General features: G+C 72.8%; 15 protein-coding genes. 3 read left to right on the forward strand and 12 right to left on the reverse strand.

The features are described 5' to 3' along the window. Positions 1-275 precede the first annotated feature (275 nt). Positions 276-716 (reverse strand): TY-Chap domain-containing protein, encoded by a 441-nt coding sequence (locus tag ACZ7D7_RS33310; protein WP_470829243.1) that lies wholly within the window; start codon positions 714-716, stop codon positions 276-278. Positions 717-1,345: 629 nt separating this feature from the next. After that, on the reverse strand, positions 1,346-1,951 hold the full coding sequence (locus ACZ7D7_RS33315; RefSeq protein ID WP_470829245.1) for a TetR/AcrR family transcriptional regulator: 606 nt from the start codon (positions 1,949-1,951) through the stop codon (positions 1,346-1,348). A gap of 123 nt (positions 1,952-2,074) precedes the next feature. On the opposite strand from ACZ7D7_RS33315, the gene ACZ7D7_RS33320 reads away from it, so the two are divergent. Both ACZ7D7_RS33320 and ACZ7D7_RS33325 read left to right on the forward strand, forming a co-directional pair. After that, complete coding sequence (locus ACZ7D7_RS33320; RefSeq protein ID WP_470829246.1) at positions 2,075-3,259, forward strand: DmpA family aminopeptidase; 1,185 nt, start codon at positions 2,075-2,077, stop codon at positions 3,257-3,259. 18 nt (positions 3,260-3,277) lie between these two features. Further along, positions 3,278-3,871: an NlpC/P60 family protein gene (locus tag ACZ7D7_RS33325; protein ID WP_470829248.1), complete on the forward strand. Its 594-nt coding sequence runs from the start codon at positions 3,278-3,280 to the stop codon at positions 3,869-3,871. 210 nt (positions 3,872-4,081) lie between these two features. Here ACZ7D7_RS33325 and ACZ7D7_RS33330 read toward each other — a convergent pair whose 3' ends face one another. Then, positions 4,082-4,537 (reverse strand): hypothetical protein, encoded by a 456-nt coding sequence (locus ACZ7D7_RS33330; RefSeq protein WP_470829249.1) that lies wholly within the window; start codon positions 4,535-4,537, stop codon positions 4,082-4,084. Between the two features lie 500 nt (positions 4,538-5,037). Here ACZ7D7_RS33330 and ACZ7D7_RS33335 point away from each other — a divergent pair, with 500 nt between their 5' ends. Beyond that, on the forward strand, positions 5,038-5,190 hold the full coding sequence (locus ACZ7D7_RS33335) for a hypothetical protein (RefSeq protein ID WP_470829250.1): 153 nt from the start codon (positions 5,038-5,040) through the stop codon (positions 5,188-5,190). 18 nt (positions 5,191-5,208) lie between these two features. Here ACZ7D7_RS33335 and ACZ7D7_RS33340 read toward each other — a convergent pair whose 3' ends face one another. The 9 genes from ACZ7D7_RS33340 to ACZ7D7_RS33380 form a co-directional block, all read right to left on the reverse strand. Continuing rightward, positions 5,209-5,622: a hypothetical protein gene (locus tag ACZ7D7_RS33340; protein ID WP_470829251.1), complete on the reverse strand. Its 414-nt coding sequence runs from the start codon at positions 5,620-5,622 to the stop codon at positions 5,209-5,211. Positions 5,623-5,884: 262 nt separating this feature from the next. Beyond that, the gene (locus ACZ7D7_RS33345; RefSeq protein ID WP_470829252.1) at positions 5,885-7,147 is read right to left on the reverse strand and encodes an MFS transporter; all 1,263 of its coding nucleotides are present in this window, start codon (positions 7,145-7,147) and stop codon (positions 5,885-5,887) included. Between the two features lie 160 nt (positions 7,148-7,307). Further along, entirely contained in the window at positions 7,308-7,985 is a 678-nt protein-coding gene (locus ACZ7D7_RS33350; protein ID WP_470829254.1) for an ArsR/SmtB family transcription factor, read from the reverse strand. Positions 7,986-8,838: 853 nt separating this feature from the next. After that, positions 8,839-9,720 (reverse strand): prephenate dehydratase, encoded by an 882-nt coding sequence (gene pheA, locus ACZ7D7_RS33355; protein ID WP_470829256.1) that lies wholly within the window; start codon positions 9,718-9,720, stop codon positions 8,839-8,841. A gap of 39 nt (positions 9,721-9,759) precedes the next feature. Next, entirely contained in the window at positions 9,760-10,794 is a 1,035-nt protein-coding gene (locus tag ACZ7D7_RS33360; protein ID WP_470829257.1) for a DMT family transporter, read from the reverse strand. 111 nt (positions 10,795-10,905) lie between these two features. Further along, positions 10,906-11,931 carry a threonine aldolase family protein gene (locus ACZ7D7_RS33365; RefSeq protein ID WP_470829259.1) on the reverse strand — a complete coding sequence of 342 codons (1,026 nt, stop codon included), beginning with the start codon at positions 11,929-11,931 and terminating at the stop codon, positions 10,906-10,908. Beyond that, positions 11,928-13,028: an alpha/beta fold hydrolase gene (locus ACZ7D7_RS33370; RefSeq protein ID WP_470829261.1), complete on the reverse strand. Its 1,101-nt coding sequence runs from the start codon at positions 13,026-13,028 to the stop codon at positions 11,928-11,930. Before ACZ7D7_RS33370 ends, ACZ7D7_RS33365 begins: the two co-directional genes overlap by 4 nt. A 52-nt stretch (positions 13,029-13,080) precedes the next feature. Further along, positions 13,081-13,731 carry a TetR/AcrR family transcriptional regulator gene (locus tag ACZ7D7_RS33375; protein WP_470829263.1) on the reverse strand — a complete coding sequence of 217 codons (651 nt, stop codon included), beginning with the start codon at positions 13,729-13,731 and terminating at the stop codon, positions 13,081-13,083. Further along, the gene (locus tag ACZ7D7_RS33380) at positions 13,728-15,089 is read right to left on the reverse strand and encodes a phenylacetate--CoA ligase family protein (RefSeq protein WP_470829265.1); all 1,362 of its coding nucleotides are present in this window, start codon (positions 15,087-15,089) and stop codon (positions 13,728-13,730) included. Before ACZ7D7_RS33380 ends, ACZ7D7_RS33375 begins: the two co-directional genes overlap by 4 nt. Positions 15,090-15,117: the final 28 nt, after the last annotated feature.

A 15,117-nucleotide genomic window follows, 5' to 3' on the forward strand; every position in this document is an offset into this window, starting at 1 on the left:
GCCAGCACCAAGCCCGCATCAGCCACTACAAACGACGCGGACACAGCCCCTGAAAACTGCCCAGCACTCAGAACAAGCACCGTTGCAGTACTAGGGCCTCACATGGACGGGGCCGCCAACGAGTCGGCGGACGGCCGGTTCGCCGAGGCCGTCCCCGGGCACGACGCCGGCCTCGCCGCTCCGTCGCACGGCCGCGACCACCCCGCTTCGACGTGAACCGCTTGACCACCTCTACTCCCCCCGGGTGGGGGCGCCGGAGTTGCCGCGGTGGCCCGTCACCGCGGCAAGCCTGCGCCGTAGAGGGTGAAGGAGCCCATGTCGTTGCCGGTGACGTCGTGCAGACAGCACTCCTCGGCCGGGTTTTCCACGCCGAGCACGCGCAGTTGGGCGACCACCAGGCGGGCGGCTCGCGCGGCGGAGTCCTCGGTGGCCTCGGGGAAGGCGGCCGACCATCGGTGGGAGTCGCGGGCCTGCCAGCCGATCTCGTGCATCGAGTCCTCGGTACAGGATCCGGCGCGGTCGGTCCGGGAGAGGCGGAGGCCGTCGTCCGGGTCGAACATGATCTGCACTGCGTCCCGGCCCCTGTGGGTGATCACCAGGCCGGCCCAGTTCGAGCCGACCTGCGCCGGCAAGTGTTCCACCAGCGAACCGAGCAGCAGAGTGAGTGCCTCGCCGAGGCGGTCCAGGCTCGGCGCGAGGCGGCCTCCCGGGTACATGTCGGGTGCCCAGCCCGGACCGCCGCGGTCGAGTTGCCACGGGAAGGAACGCGAAGTCCGACGGCTCGTCCGCGTTCCACGGGCCGCCCCACTTGAAGGTGCGGTGTTCCTCCTCCTCGAGTTCCTCCGTGTCGTGGACCTCGAGGAGTGCGCCGAGGCGATCCCCCTTGAGGATCAGCAGGCGGCGCTCGTCGCGCCACCGCACGCTCGGGCCCTCGGCGGAACCGGCGTGGGGTGGGAGGCGGGGAACTCGCAGTCATGTCCGCCATGTTGGCACGCGGAACCGGCCGAGGACGGAGTGGGTCCCGGCCGGTGCAAACACCGAAAGCGGGTCTCCCGGGCGCGGGGAGGGATCTGGCCCGTCCGGCACTGGGAAGTCGCACTTCACGGAGACTCTGGGCAGCCGCGGTCCGCTGATGAGGGCGCCTCCTTGACGACCGTGACCATGCCACCGTCACCCGCGCCCCTCCGGGGCATGGGTGACGAGGTCGTTCTCTCTACGAACCCTCGCATGCGGGTTCCGCTGATCAGGCACGGGATTGCGGCTGCCGCGGGAGACAGGGAACAACCGCGCACCGCCGAGTCATCGTGGCCCTCATCGGTCCGAGTTGGTCAGGTCCGTGCGGGGGTCAGGGAACGAGCAGCGGGTCGTTGGTGGCGAGTGAGGCGTAGCCGAACATGTGCTGTTCGGCTGTCTGCCGGGTCATGAATGTCTCGGCGATGACGTGGTAGCCGTACGCGTCTTCGAGTGCGACGAGGTTCGCGGCGATTTCGGGGGCGGGCCTTTGGAGGCGGAAGCGCCCGGTGTCTTGTCCAGCGGTGAGGACGCGGATGTAGAGCTCGACCTGCCTGCCGTACAGCTCGCGGCGCAGCGCGGCGTGGGTGGGGCGTTGGCGGGCGGCGGGTGAGAACTCGTAGAGCAGGCAGCACAGTTCGTCGTCCGGGCCGGTGGGGAGTCCGGAGCGCAGTACGGCGGCGAGTTGGGCGCGCGGGTCTTCGCTCTTGGTGGCGTTGTTCTCGCGTCCGGTGCAGAACCGTTCGACGGCCTCGGCGAACACCAGGTCGAACAGGTCGTCGAGTTCGCGGAAGTAGTAGGTGACGGTGCCGACGGCGAGGCCGGCCTGGTCGGCGATGTCGCGTACCCGGGTGGCCGACAGACCGCGTTGGAGGATGGCGGCGCGGGCGGCGCGCACGAGTTCTTCGCGTCGCGCCTCTTGCTGCTTGGGGCGTGCCACGGGCCCTCCTCGACGGCGGCGGAGACTTTGACGACCTGATGCTATCCCCGGCCTATTGACGTGTACGCGTCGTGACTTCTAGGTTCTTTGTCGTACCGTCCGAAGAATACGGGAGGGAGTGCGATGGACAGCCCGGCCTCTCCCGTCACCTGGCCCGGTTCCGGCGCGGGCGGTGCGCGCCGCGTTCGCGCACGCGAGCTGCCCGTCCCGTTCGACGGCACGCCCGGCCCCTTGAACGCGCTGACCGACGTCCCGGGTGTCGAGGTCGGCCTCGTCACACTCATCAGCGGCGACGGTCCGCTGCGGCCCGGTGCCGGGCCGGTACGCACCGGCGTCACCGCGATCCTGCCGCGGGGGCGCGGTGGCCTGGCGCAGCCCTGCGCTGCGGGTCTCCACGTGCTGAACGGCAACGGCGAGATGACCGGAGCGGCCTGGATCCGTGAGAGCGGCACCCTGGCCTCACCGGTCCTGCTCACCAACACCCACGCCGTCGGCGCATGCCACCGGGCCGTCATCGACTGGATGAACGCCCGCCTGCCCGCTTCACGGGAGGGGTGGCATCTGCCGGTGATCGGCGAGACCTATGACGGGCACCTCAACGACATCGACGGCGACCACGTCACACCCGCCGTCGCCCGGCGGGCGCTCGACGCCGCGCGCCCCGGCGCGTTCCCGCTCGGGTCCGTGGGCGGGGGCACCGGGATGTGCTGCTACGGCTTCAAAGGCGGCACCGGGACGGCCTCCCGGATCGTCTCCTTCGCGGGCACCGACTACACCGTCGCCGTCCTCGTCCAGGCCAACTTCGGTGCCCGGCGCGAACTCACCCTCGCCGGTGTGCCCGTCGGCCGGCTCCTCGGTGGCACGGATCCGCTCGCCGGGCGTCAACTGCCTCCGGGCGCGGGGTCCGTCATCGCCGTCGTCGCCACCGACGTGCCGCTGCTGCCGGCGCAGTGCGCCGCACTCGCCCGTCGCGTCCCGCTCGGCCTGGCCCGCACCGGAACCACCGGCTCGCACTTCTCCGGCGACCTGTTCCTCGCCTTCTCCACCGCCAACGCCGGCGCGCTGCACAGCGACCCGCCGCGCCGCACCTCAGCACCACGGCTCGACCGGCTCGACTTCCTGCCGCTCGGCCACATCGACCCGTTCTGCGAGGCGACCGTGCAGTGCGTCGAAGAGGCCGTCGCCGACGCCCTGGTCTGCAACACCCCCATGACCGGCCGGGACGGCCACCACGTCCCGGCCCTGCCCCACCAGTCCGTGCGCGACCTGCTCCCCCGTCACCCGCACACATCACGCACCAGCCACTGACCCCACACGAGGAGAGTCATGCCCTCCACATTCCGCCGTCGGCGCGCCACCCTCGCGTCAGCAGCCTCCGCCGCCGTCCTCGCGGGCGTACTCGCCGCCCCCGCCACAGCAGCCACGGCAGCCCCGGCAGCCCCGGACGAGAGGCCGCGGCCCGCATCCGCCGCGGACCTCTCCGCGCAGGCCGCCGGCGTGCGGCAAGCGGTCGTGAACGCCGCCAAGGCCTACCTCGGCACCCCGTACAAGCTCGAGTACGGCTGGACCTGCGGCACCCTCCGCGTCGACTGCGAATGCCTCAACCGCCACGCCATCTGGGACGGCACCAAGGCCGCCACCGGGCGCGGCCTCCAGCTCAACTACTGGCTCCAGGGCCAGATCAACCAGGGCCGCCGCACCACCACGCCCCGCCCCGGAGACCTCATCTTCTGGGACACCGACCCCAACGACGGCATCCGCTACGGCGGCGACCTCGACCACACCGGCGTCTACATCGGCAACGGCCAGGCCATCGACGCCAACGCCTACTACGGCTACGTGAAATACGACTCCGTCACCCTCGGCGGCACCGAACGAGACCCCATCTACGTCGACGTCCTCACCCCCAACGGCTACTGAACCAGCCCCGAGCGGCGCGACCCCCAGCCGAACCCGCCAACCTCGCGCCACCGGCAACACAGCGACCGAACCGAGCCCGGCCACCGCACCGCGCCCGGCCAGGGACGCGGTGCGGGCGGCACCCCGCCCTGTGAGCCGGGGTGCCGCCCGCCGTACGCCGTCGTCCGTTCCGCGTCAGCAAAGGGTGAGCGGAACGGCGTCGTCACCCGTTCAGAGGGTGACGACGTCCACGGTGACGGTGCCGTCGACACGGACGACCGCGTCCACGTCGACGGAGAGACCGAGGTAGGCCCGGACCCGGGCCTCGACCGCGGCCTCGATGTCCGCCGCGATCGCGGCCTCGGCCTGGGCGTCGGCCTGCACCTGGGCATCCGCGGTGACATCGACGGACACGTCCACCACGCTCCCGGCGAGGACCGCGACGGTGACCTGGGCGGTGACATCCGCGTCAACCCGCGCCTCGACCGCCGCTTCGACGTCCGCGGCGATCGCGGCCTCCAGCTCACCGATCACGGACTGCTGCGCGGCGGCCCCCGACGTCGCGGCACCGGCACCGGCCACCGCCGCCTGCGCCGCCCCCAGCGTCAGCGCGAGCGCCGCGACGGGGACCACGACGCCGACAGCAGCCTTACGAACGATGTTCTTCACAACGACCTCCAGTGACATGAACACGACTTTCGGGGGGTGGCGGAGATCGTTATGGCACACCAACTTCCGCCCATCAAAGGAGAGTTGACACTGCATCGACTTCTACCAGGAGGTAATTGAAGGCACGACCGGTAAGCGATCAGTAGCCCCTGGTAATCACAGTCCAGCCGGCGTAAACATCGACAGCACGTGAGGATGACCACAGCCAGTGCCCGACTCCGACAACCCTCCGGCACACCACACCCGGCCCCGCCGCACCGCCCACGACCACACACCGTCAGCGCCGGCACAGGACTCGGGGGTCGGCCGTTTGGCGCCAATTCCTGGCGTACGCAGCGGAGTTGGCCATTTCGAGTGCGGATGCCACAACACCTTCCGGTTACCACGGGTAGCGGGAGAAGGCTTTGTCTAACGAAGATGCTGCGAAGTGTTCACGCCGAGAACATGACGTACGGACGGCCACAAGACTGTGCCGCCAGCCACGTCCCTTTGCCGAAGGCATGTTTCAGGAGAACCGCATGAACCACCGCGCCCGTCCCGACCGGGCAACTCCCGCACCCGCGCAGCAACCGCGATGGGCGAGGGCCGCAGCCGTGGCCGCCGGCGTCCTGGCCGGCGGGTGGGCCGCCTGGTGCAGCGTCGTCGCCCTCATCGGCGGCACCAGCCTCTGATCGGCTACCGCACCGGAGCTATGGGCGGGCGTCGAGCCGGTGCTGCAGCTTCCCGTGCGGACCGAAGACATCCATCAGATAGCCCTGTCTCAAGGAAAGCCCCTCCTCGCGCTGGAGGAATCCGGTGATCGAGTCCTTGAGCTCATCGAAGGGCTCGGCGTCGTCGTCCGGGTTGTGCGTCCAGACAGTCAGCTGAGGGACGCCGTCGGGGCGGGAGCTCCGCTGAATCCCGTACACGTCCTTCATCCCGCCCGACCGGCGGTAGCGTTCGGCCAGTTGGACCGCGACCTCCGGCGCGACGGTCGAAGTGGCTGCGGGGCGGGGACTGGCGGACGAGCGATCGGGACTCGGGGCGCTGTCCGCGGAACAGCCGGACAGCAGGGCGACGGATCCGACGCAAGCCGATGCCGCCAAGCGAATGACTCGGTTCATCACACCATTCTCGCCGTCTCGCGAACTGACGAACCGGCCTCGGCGAACGCCGGGCCCAGAATGGCCAGTTGAAGCGCTCGCGACCAAGTGGGGCGCTCCGGGGCGGGGGTCAGCACCCGCCTGCCTGGGCGCGGCTGGTCGCCTCCCGGGAACTCATTCGGCATCTCAGCCGCGCCGAGGCGGATCTTCGTGAGGATGCTCCAGAGCCTTCCCCGCTGCTTTCCTCACCGAACGCGCCCGGGGTCTCGGGGTTCATGGTGCCTCATCGGCGGTAGGCCGTGGCGGCGATGGCGGGCAGGAGGGCGAGGGAGAGTGCGCCGCCGGTGAGGGCCAGCGCGGGGTAGCTGGTGGCGGCGACCATGATGCCGGAAGCCATGCCGCCGGTGGCACCGCCGATGGCGATGGAGACGTCGACCAGGCCCTGGGTCTTGGCGCGGGTGGCGAGCGGGACGGTGTCGGTGATGATCGCGGTGCCGGAGACCAGGCCGAAGTTCCACCCCAGGCCCAACAGGGCGAGGGCGAGTGCGAGGAGGGCGACGCAGTCGTCGGGCGCCGCGGCGGCGAGGACGCCTGCGGCCAAGAGGGTGAGGCCGGAGGCAGCGGCGATCTTGATGCGGCCGCAGCGGTCCACGAGCCAGCCGGTCAGGGGTGAGGGCAGGTACATGGCGCCGATGTGGATGCCGATGACGAGGCCGGAGGCGGCGGTGGAGTGGCCGTGGTCGTGCATGTGGACCGGTGTCATCGTCATTATCGCGACCATGACGAGCTGGGTGAGGATCATGACCAGCGCGCCGAGGGCCACGCCGCCGCGGCTCTCGCCGGCGTCGGCGGGCTCGGCGGCGGCCGGGGCGGTCGCGGCGCCGGCTTCCGTGGCCCGGGCGAGGTCGCGTGCCAGGAGCAGCGGGTCGGGGCGCAGCCAGATGGTGAGGACGAGCGCGGCCAGCGCGTAGGCGGCGCCGGAGATGACGAAGAGTCCGGCGAGGTGGGGGATGCCGAGGTATTCGGCGAGGGTGCCGGAGGGGCCGGCAAGGTTGGGTCCGGCGACGCCGCCGAGGGTGGTGGCGACCAGGACGATGGAGACGGCGCGGGCGCGGTGGCCGGCCGGGGCCAGGTCGGCACCGGCGTAACGTGCCTGGAGGTTGGTGGCGGTGCCGGCGCCGTAGACGAACAGGGCGATGAACAGCAGGACGGGGTTGTCGAGGACGGCGGCGGTGATGACGCCGGCGGAGCCGAGGGCGCCGGTGAGGTAGCCGGTGGCGAGGCCGGGGCGACGGCCTCTGGCTTGGGAGATGCGGCCGACAGTGACGGCGGCGAGGGCGGATCCGGCGGTGAACAGCGCGCTGGGCAGGCCGGCGAGGCTGGTGGAGCCGAGCATGTCCTGGGCAAGCAGGGCGCCGACGGTGACACCGGCGGCCAGACCTGCGCCGCTGAGGATCTGGGAGGCGACCAGGACACGCAGGATGCGTCGCTGTGCCTGGACGGCGTCGGGTATGGGGGCCGTCGTCGTGGACGTGGTCCTGGTCATGTCTCTTTCCGGAGCTGCTGGGAACGGTGTGGGACCGGGCGGGCCTGGCGATCCCGACAGAGAGGGCTCGGCCGTGGCACGGGCCGACGCCGGATGTTGGGCGCTGTGTGGGCCGGTGCGCCGGAGGTGGGTTCACTCGGTGTCGAGGCCTGGTCGGCGGTCACGCCGAGTCCGCGGTGTCGACGGGCAACTCCGACAGGCGCCACTCGAGCATGCCGTCGTTGAGGCGGATCGCGCGCCGTCCGCGGTCGGTCAGCAGCCGTACCGCGTCGTAGGCGAGAACACAGTACTCGCCGCGGCAGTAGACGACGATCTCCAGGTCCTCGGGCAGCTCGTTGGTCCTGCCGGCGAGTTCGTCGACCGGGATGGACAGCGCACCGGGAATGTGCCCGGCCCGGTACTCCTCCACCGGGCGCACGTCGAGCACGACGACATCCCCGGCCGCCGCACGAGCGCACAGTTCCTCCCGGCCGAGCTCGGCAGCGGTGTCCTGGCCGAGGTAGGCGTCACGCGCAGCGGGCACGGCAGCCTGGTGACGGTCGGCGACCTTGCGCAGCAGCGCGAACAGCTGGGCGACGTCGTCACCGGCCAGCCGGTAGTGGATGCGCACGCCCTCGCGGCGAGTGGCGACGAAACCGGCCTGCTTGAGGGTCTGCAGGTGCGCGGAGGCGGTGGTCAGATTGAGCCCGGCCGCCTTCGCCAGCGCGTCGACGGTACGTTCGCCCTGGGCCAGCAGATCCAGCAGCTCCAGACGCTTTCCGCTGGCCAGCGCCTTACCACTGGCCGCGAACGCGTCGTACAGCCGCGCCTTCGTCGCGTTCTTCGTGTTCTCCGACACGATATCCTCCATAAATCCATGGATTAATGTAGTCGAGTTTGATGGGTGTGGCCACACGTCCCCGTTCCCGGGTCCTGGAGGCCGCCGTTGCTTTCGGGGCGGTCACCTCATCCGCTGGCCGACGGCGGGCTGGGGAACAGCGCTCACCTGCTCGACCACGACACCGGCGCCACGATCCTCGCCCCCGCAGCGGGACAGGACCGGTCCGGCGCCGCCGCGGGCCCGGCAGCGGGCACAGCGGAGGGCACGGCGGCCGCAAACCATCGCCGCCGCCGCGACGGCGAGCGCGACGGAGGTCCTCTGCCATCGGGTCCGGTTTCGAAGTCGCCACGCACGGCACCGCCCGTGACGGGCCGGCCTCCAGGCACTGAGGACCGGATCGCACTCCTGACATCCGCCCGGTCGTCGAGTCGCCCCGGTTCCCCCTATCGCCCCACGGGATCGGCTTCATACGCGCCTCCGCCGCGGTGGTGGAGCCACTGGCCACGGACAGGACGGTCTACTGCTGCGCGATCCTCTTCACCCGCTGCCCCGAGGTCCGCCCGATGTTCCCGCCGGGCATGAACACCCAGCGCGGCCGTCTGTCGACGGCCCCGAGAACCTGGTCCGCTTCTGTAGACGCCTCGGGCCCTCCTTCCTCAAGACCTTCGCCGCGTACGGCGAGGGGCTCGTCTGCACCGGCCGCAGCCCGAACGACGGCCTCCGCGCCATCCGCAAGGTCCGAGCGGCGCCCCGTTGCGGTCGGGGGGTTGCCACCTCCGGCGTGATCCCCGCCTCTCTGGGCTGCCGTTCACGCGCTTCCGCCCCGCTCGGCATGCGCCGGGCGGGGCGGTTGCGTTCCCGTGGGGGGGGGTCAGCTGTGGGCGAGGGCCGGGGTGGAGGTGGGGCCGGCGGGCGGGGCGGGGGTCGGGGCCTGGGGGTAGCTGCCGAGGACCAGCGCCTGGGGCGCGTGGCGGCGCAGTTCCTCGAACGCCCGGGCCACCGCCGTATCGGCGATGTGCCCGTCGCACTCCAGGAAGAAGCAGTACCGGCCGAGGGCGTCGCCCGTGGGGCGGGAGTTGATGGCCGTGAGGTTCGCCCCGTGGCGGGCGAACGCACCGAGGACGCGGTGGAGCGCGCCCACCTGGTCCAGGAGCGGCAGCACGACGGACGTCCGGTCGCGCCCGGTGGGTGCCGGCGCTGCGGCGTCGGGCCCGGTGACGCGGACGAACCGGGTGACCGCGTTCCTGCGCGCGCCGATGTCGGTGGCCAGGACGTCGAGGCCGTAGCGCTCGGCGGTCGCGGGGGCGCACACGGCCGCCGTCTTCGGGTCGGGCTCCCGGGCCGCCGTCGCGGCCGCCTCGGAGGTGGAGCCCGCGGGGACGAACTCCGCTTCGGGCAGCTCGCGGGCGAGCCAGTCGCAGCACTGGCTGTGCGCGTGCGGATGGGTGAGGACCCGGCGGATCGACGCCTTGGTGGCGCCGGGCGCGCAGGCGAGGGCGAAGGTCACGGGGAGCAGCGCCTCACCCGTGATCCGCAGGGGCATGCCGCGGACGAGGCCGTCGACGGTGGTGGGCACGACGCCCTCCACGGAGTTCTCCAGCGGTACGACGGCTGCGCCGACCGCGCCCGAGCGGACGTGCCGCAGGGCCAGCGGTACCGAGGCCCGCGGGGTGAGGTCCTCGTCGGGCGTCACGAGCTTGTGCGCGGCGAGTTCCGTGAACGATCCGGCCGGGCCCAGATAGGCAACCTGCATGAAAGGCTCCAAGTCGACAGTGGTCGGCACCGGCACCGGTCAGTGCGAAGAGGGGGTCCGCGGCCGCGGCACCGGGCCCGTGGGCCGGCGTTCGGCCGTCGAAGCGAGGGCTACCGCCGCCAGCAGGAGCGCCGCCGACGTGGCGGTGACCCAGCCCTGGGCCGCACCGGTGTGCAGAACGGCGCCGAGCAGCACGGAACTTGCCACTTGGCCGGCGATCATGCCGAGGCCGGTCGCCAGGACGCCGATGCGCCGGACGACGAGCACCGAGCCCAGGACGACGACCACGCCCAGCGCGCCGCCCGTGTAGTCGAGGGGGTTCGTGGGCCAGGTCTCCGGCGCTCCGTGGGCGGCGAGGTCGGCCGCGAGGGCGAGCAGCAGAATCACCGCGCCGGTGAGGAAGCTGAGGATCACCGAGGGGTAGGCGTTGCCGGCGACCTCGTCGGTACGGCCGTTCGCGGCCAGTTGCAGCGAGAGACCCGCGCCGGCGAGGAACGGGACGGCCGCCAGCCAGACCGCGCCGTGGTCGCCCGGCTCCAGGACCACGGGGGCGATGACGGCCACCACGGTGAGCGCGGCGCCGAGACCCCGGCGCACGGAGACGTTCAGGGCGCCGCCCGGTCCGAGCCCGAAGTGGTCGACGAGCAGCCCGGCGAGGGTCTGGCCGGACACGAGGGCCAGTGCGTAGAGGGCCGGCCCGAGGTCGGCGGCGACGGCGGCCTGGGTCAGCACCATGCAGCCGCCCGCCACGCCGCCCATGAGGTGCCAGGGGCGCAGCCGCCGGTCGCGCAGCGCGGGCCCGATGCGGCGGAACGCGGGCCGCAGGCCGGGCAGGAACGGTGCGACACACACCATGATGAGCAGGCTCAGCAGGTCGGAGAACGCGGCCGCGGGCACGGGTCTGATCCCCCGGCCCAGCTCGCCGTTGACAACAGATTCCAAGGCCAACGCCGCGCCGGTGCCGAGGGCGCCGAGGAGCGGCAGGGGGCGCGGGCGGGAGGAGGGGCGCGCCCCCGACCGGTGGAGGGGTGGGGGTGCGCCGTGGGCGGCGGGTGGGGCGGGTTTGGTGGGCATGGTGGTCTCCATCCGGGTGCTCGTGGGGGCGCCGCGCGGTCGGCGGCGTGCCCGTAAGGGGGGTGGGCCGGGTGCGTGCGGGGGCCAAGGGCGGGGTCTCGTCGGAGGGCGTCACACGGCGAGCGGCGCGATGCGCTCCAGGGCGGTGCGGACGTCGTCGCGGCTGACGTCGCGATGGGTCGTCAGCCGGACGCGTCCGCCGACCGGGACGGTGAGGACCCCGGCTGCGGCCAGCCGGTCGACCGTGCCGGTGACGTCGGGGACGCGGGCCATGACGATGTTGGTCTGCGGCTCCGTCACCTCCCAGCCGAGCGCGGTCAGGCCCTCGGCGAGGAGGCGGGCGTTCTCGTGGTCGTCGGCCAGCCGGTCCACGGTGTCGAGGGCGACGATTCCGGCGGCGGCGAGGACGCCGCCCTGGCGTACGCCGCCGCCGAGCATCTTGCGCACCCGCCGCGCCTCGTCGACGAAGGCGGCGCTGCCGCCGACGACCGAGCCGACGGGCGCTCCGAGCCCTTTGCTCAGACAGGCCTGCACGGTGTGGGCGCCGCGGGTGAGCTCGGCGGGTTTCACGCCCAGGGCGACGGCGGCGTGCCAGACCCGGGCCCCGTCGAGGTGGACGGTCAGGCCGAGTTCGTGCGCGGTGTCCGTCACACGCCGGTACGCGTCGGGCGGGACGACCGTGCCGCCGGCGGCGTTGTGGGTGTTCTCCAGGCACAGCAGGGTGGTGCGGAGGGCGAAGTACGGGCCGGCCGCGGTGGCCACGGCGCGCACGTCCTCGGCCGAGACGGCGCCCGGCAGGTCCGGCCGCCAGGGCAGCGGGTGGGCCATGCCGCCCGCCAGCCAACTGGCGGTGCCGACCTCGCTCTCCAGTACGTGCGCCTGGGCGGGCGCGAGGAACCGGTCGCCGGGCCTCAGGTGCAGGAAGAGCGCGACGAGATTGCCCATCGAGCCGCTGGGCACCCACAACGCGGCCTCGACACCCAGGAGTTCGGCGGCCTTCTCCTCCAGGGCGCGCATGGTCGGGTCGCCGTCCAGCACGTCGTCGCCGACCTCCGCGGCGGCCATGGCGGCCCGCATGCGGTCGTCGGGCTTCGTGACGGTGTCGGAGCGGAAGTCCAGGACGCCGGAGCCGGTCACGGCCGCGTCCCCTCGCCCCGGACGCCGCCGGCTCCCCCGGCGCCGTTGACCGCGGACTCCCCCCGCGCCTCGTTCGTCGCCCCGCCGGGAGGCGACGCCAGCAGCTCGCGCAGCGCGTCGGCGATGAACGCGGCGGCCTTCGGGTCGCCGCCCCCGCCGGCCAAGTGACCCCAGACGCCGGGAATCTCCCGTACCTCTCCCTGCCGGACGAAGGCCGAGGCCCACTCCTCGTCGGCGGGCGGGAAGTACAGGTCGGTCTCCGAGGGGAGCGCCAGCAGCCGGGCCCGGATCGTGCCGAGAGCGCGCGCGGTGTCGCCGTCGAATCCGGGGGTGGTGCCCACGTCGGCGCGCTGCCAGGTGTCGAGCATGGCGAGCAGGTCATTGGCGTCCGCGTGGTGGAAGTTCATCTCCCAGAAGTGGGCGAGGAAGTCCTCCAGGGAGGCGTGGCCCAGCTCGCGGTAGGTGTGGGTGCGGTAGAACGCCTGGGAGAACCCCCATCCGGCGTACACCCGGGCGAAGGCCCGCAGGCCGGCGCGCGGCGGACGGTCGTACCAGCCGCCCCGCCAGTCCTGGTCGGTGGTGAGCGCCGCCCGGACCCCTTCGATGAAGACGGAGTTGTGCGGCGAGGTGCGGGCCGCCCCGCAGTAGGGCGCGGCGCGCTCGACCATGCCGGGGTGGCTGACGGCCCACTGGTACGTCTGGAGCGCGCCCATGGAGCAGCCGGTGACGAGGGCCAGCCGCTCGATGCCGAACACCTCGGTGACCAGGCGGTGCTGGGCGGCGACGTTGTCGCGGACGCTGACGGCGGGGAAGCGGGCGCGGTCGTAGGGCGGGGGCGTGTTGGAAGGCGAGGAGGACAGGCCGTTGCCGAAGAGATTCGGCACGATGACGAAGTACCGGTCGGTGTCCAGGGCCTCGCCGGGGCCGATGAGCCATTCGTTGGCCTCGTGGCTGCCGGCGAACCAGGTGGGGAACAGCACCGCGTTGGACCGGTCGGCGTTCAGGGTGCCGTAGGTGCGGTAGGCCAGCCGCGCGGGGCGCAGGGTGGCGCCGCTCTCCAGGACGAAGTCCTCGATCTCGTACACGTCGTGGGTCATGCGGGGTCGTCTCCTTGACGGGAAGGCGGAACTCGGCGGGGAGGAAGGGGCGTCAGCGGACGCAGCCGGTCACCAGTCGGGCCAGCGCGGCCGGGCCGTGCGCGGCCGTGGCCGGCAGCCGGCCCAGGCGGCGCTGGACGAGGAGGGAGCACAACAGGTCGAGGAGGAGCCGGGTGCGTACGGCCACGGCCACCGGTGGGCCGTCGTCGGCGCCGCACTCCCGTACGGCGAGTCCGACGACGTCGGCCACCCGGGCTTCGAGGTGCCGGCGGCGCAGGAGCGCCCCGGGGGCCTCCTCCCGTCCGTCGCGGATGCTGAGCAGCAGTTCCAGTGGGCCCTGCCGGTCGGCCGGCAGCTCCAGTACGGAGCGCACGAGCCGTACGGGACGCTCGGCCCCCCGGCAGTCGGCGTCCGGGGCGGACACGGCGTCGACCAGGGGCGCGAACCGCTCGGCGGCCTCGTCCAGCGCCATCAGGTACAGCTCGGCCTTGCCCATGACGTGGTGGTAGATGGACGACTTGGTGATGCCGAGGCGGGCGGCGAGGTGCTCCATGCTGGTGCCGTCGTAGCCGCGTTCGATGAACGCCTCCACGGCGGAGTCCAGCAGGGTCGCCTGGCTGTGGGCCGGACGGCCCGAGCGGCCGGAGCCGGCCGGGCGGCGCGGCGGTCCGGGGCGGGCGGGGGCGGACGCGGCGGCGGTCACCGTATCGGCCCCGGCGCAGCCGCGGTGTCCGGACGGGAGGCGTGCGCCGAGTCCGTGCCGCGGTGGTCCATGACGCGGCTGAGCTTGCCCGACGAGCGCTCCAGCGAGCCGGGGGCGCAGATCTCCACGGCCATGCCGAGCCCAGTGGTCTCGCGCAGGGCGCGGGCCAGCGCGTGTCCGGCGGCCGCGCGCCGCTCCTCACCCGCCGCGGCGGGGTGTGCCTCGGCCCGTACAGTGACGCGGTCGAGCCGCCCCTCCCGGGTGAGGACGACACGGAAGTGCGGGGCGAGGCCGTCGGTGCGCAGCACCGCCTCCTCCACCTGCGTGGGGAACAGGTTCACGCCGCGGACGACGAGCATGTCGTCGCTGCGGCCCCTGATGCGCTCCATGCGCCGGAAGCCGAAGTCGGTGCCGGGCAGCAGGCGGGTGAGGTCGCGGGTGCGGTAGCGGATGACGGGCATGGCCTCCTTGGTGAGGGAGGTGAGGACGAGTTCGCCGGGGCGGCCGTCCTCCTGCACGGCGAGGGTCGCCGGGTCGACGATCTCCGGGAGGAAGTGGTCCTCCCAGAGGTGCACGCCGTCCTTGGTGCGGACGCTCTCACCGGCGACACCGGGCCCGATCGCCTCGGACAGGCCGTAGATGTCGACGGCGTCGATGCCCGAGCGCTGCTCGATCTCGGCGCGCATCGCCTCGGTCCACGGCTCGGCGCCGAGGAGCCCGACGCGCAGCGACGTGGAGCGGGGGTCGACGCCCTGCCGCTCGCACTCGTCGAGGAGCGTGAGGAGGTAGGAGGGGGTGGCCATGATGATCGTGGGGCGCAGGTCCTGGATCAGCCTCACCTGCCTGCCGGTCATCGCGACGGAGGCCGGGACGACGGTGCAGCCGAGCCGTTCGGCACCGTAGTGCGCGCCGAGGCCGCCGGTGAACAGCCCGTAGCCGTACGCGATGTGGACCCGGTCACCGGGCCGGGCGCCCGCCGCGCGCAGGCACCGGGCCACCAGGTCGGCCCAGCGTTCCAGGTCCCCGTCGGTGTACGGGACGAGCGTGGGCCGGCCCGTCGTACCGCTGGAGGCGTGGATGCGGCGGACGCGGTCGTCCGGCACGGCGCACAGGCCGAGGGGGTAGTGGTCGCGCAGGTCGGCCTTGGTGGTGAAGGGGAAGTGCGCGAGGTCGGCGAGGGAGCGGCAGTCGTCGGGGGTGACGCCGGCCGCGTCGAACGACTTCCGGTAGAAGGGCACGTTGTCGTAGGCGTGGCGCAGGGTCCCGCGCAGTCGGCGCAGTTGGAGGTCGGCCAATTCGCCGGCCGCCAGGCGGGGGACGAGGCCCGCGCCGGCGGGAGAGGCCGGGGTCGTGGTCACTGGGGTCTCCGTTCTCCGCACGTGGCGG

The sequence above is a fragment of the Streptomyces sp. NPDC037054 genome, from assembly GCF_055606745.1.

Excerpts from the sequence above, each read along its gene's own strand:
- ACZ7D7_RS33360 (WP_470829257.1), bottom strand. The coding sequence starts at position 10,794 with ATGCCCACCAAACCCGCCCCACCCGCCGCCCACGGCGCACCCCCACCC.
- ACZ7D7_RS33370 (WP_470829261.1), bottom strand. The coding sequence starts at position 13,028 with ATGACCCACGACGTGTACGAGATCGAGGACTTCGTCCTGGAGAGCGGC.
- pheA (WP_470829256.1), bottom strand. The coding sequence starts at position 9,720 with ATGCAGGTTGCCTATCTGGGCCCGGCCGGATCGTTCACGGAACTCGCC.
- ACZ7D7_RS33320 (WP_470829246.1), top strand. The coding sequence starts at position 2,075 with ATGGACAGCCCGGCCTCTCCCGTCACCTGGCCCGGTTCCGGCGCGGGC.
- ACZ7D7_RS33325 (WP_470829248.1), top strand. The coding sequence starts at position 3,278 with ATGCCCTCCACATTCCGCCGTCGGCGCGCCACCCTCGCGTCAGCAGCC.
- ACZ7D7_RS33340 (WP_470829251.1), bottom strand. The coding sequence starts at position 5,622 with ATGAACCGAGTCATTCGCTTGGCGGCATCGGCTTGCGTCGGATCCGTC.
- ACZ7D7_RS33330 (WP_470829249.1), bottom strand. The coding sequence starts at position 4,537 with ATGTCACTGGAGGTCGTTGTGAAGAACATCGTTCGTAAGGCTGCTGTC.
- ACZ7D7_RS33335 (WP_470829250.1), top strand. The coding sequence starts at position 5,038 with ATGAACCACCGCGCCCGTCCCGACCGGGCAACTCCCGCACCCGCGCAG.
- ACZ7D7_RS33310 (WP_470829243.1), bottom strand. The coding sequence starts at position 716 with ATGTACCCGGGAGGCCGCCTCGCGCCGAGCCTGGACCGCCTCGGCGAG.
- ACZ7D7_RS33345 (WP_470829252.1), bottom strand. The coding sequence starts at position 7,147 with ATGACCAGGACCACGTCCACGACGACGGCCCCCATACCCGACGCCGTC.